This window comes from Thalassotalea sp. G20_0, assembly GCF_017744175.1.
GTDB lineage: Bacteria > Pseudomonadota > Gammaproteobacteria > Pseudomonadales > Endozoicomonadaceae > Endozoicomonas.
Genome location: NZ_JAGHQV010000263.1, coordinates 1 through 965 on the forward strand (window position 1 = coordinate 1; position 965 = coordinate 965).

Genomic DNA, 965 nt, shown 5'->3' on the forward strand with positions numbered 1-965 from the left:
GCAGAACCTGGGCCTCCTCCATCACCGATTTTCTGACCTTGGTTAAGTCATTCATAAGTAAACCTGTTAAACCTGAAGCAGCCTGACAATCACAAAACAGACCTCATCCCCGGCATTCAGCCCGGTGGCAAGAATCACCCGGGTTCCGCTGCTGGTTTCGGTGTAGCGGTTGGCGGATCGTCCCTGGGTGACGCCATTGATCACCACGGTGAGATCCTGATAACCAAACCGGTATTTAATTTGCAACAGTTCAAAATCGGTCTGGCCAGCGGTGGCGGTCTGTTGTTCGGAATAAGTGCGGAAACTGGCGTTCTCCTCCTCGGCCCGGATTACCGAAAAACTGATCTCATCAGCCTGGTCTAGCGGGGCTTTTAGCGTTACCCGCTGGCTGTTGTTTTCGATGTAAGTTCCGGCATTCATGGCCTGGGTGATGCCGTTGATATGAAGCACAAGATCGTCATAGCCCGGGCGATAGCTGACCTGAGCCATATCAAACACCGTCTGGCCCTCACTGGCGCTTTGGATCTCGCTGATGGTGTTGACAGTCACCGGACCACCTCCACCACTGCCCGGGAGTGTGGGCAATAAATCCGAAAGAATGCTCATGCCACCACCCAGCCTCGGGTTGAGTTCAGATAGACAAAATCCGCCTTATACCCCGGTACATCAAACACCACATCCTCCATCAGCCCCATGATGGGCTGACTGTTCCGGCCTACGGTGAGGCTTTTGGCATCGGCCAGGGCGGCGGCATCCATCACCGAAACGCACATCCCCGCTGAGGGTGAGGCGGGCAGAGTGACAGTGACATTACCACCCGTCATATCCACCAAAGCTTTGTCCCCATGGCTCAATGTGGTGTTGGCAGTGATCACCCGATAACGGGGCATACGGGCAGCGGGCAGGGTTCCGGCGTTCTGATTGCTGCTATTGCGATAAAATGCCCCGTTCTGCCCCTCCAGCTT

The 965-nt window shown here is 55.2% G+C and carries 2 protein-coding genes; both read right to left on the bottom strand.

The genetic code is table 11. The annotated features are described in order from the left end of the window. Nucleotides 1-66 precede the first annotated feature (66 nt). Nucleotides 67-606, bottom strand: a complete 540-nt coding sequence (locus J7438_RS25950) for a hypothetical protein (RefSeq protein WP_209278922.1) — start codon at nt 604-606, stop codon at nt 67-69. Beyond that, nucleotides 603-965 (bottom strand): hypothetical protein (locus J7438_RS25955; RefSeq protein WP_209278923.1); only part of this gene is annotated, 363 nt, incomplete at its 5' end. The genes J7438_RS25950 and J7438_RS25955, both read right to left, overlap by 4 nt.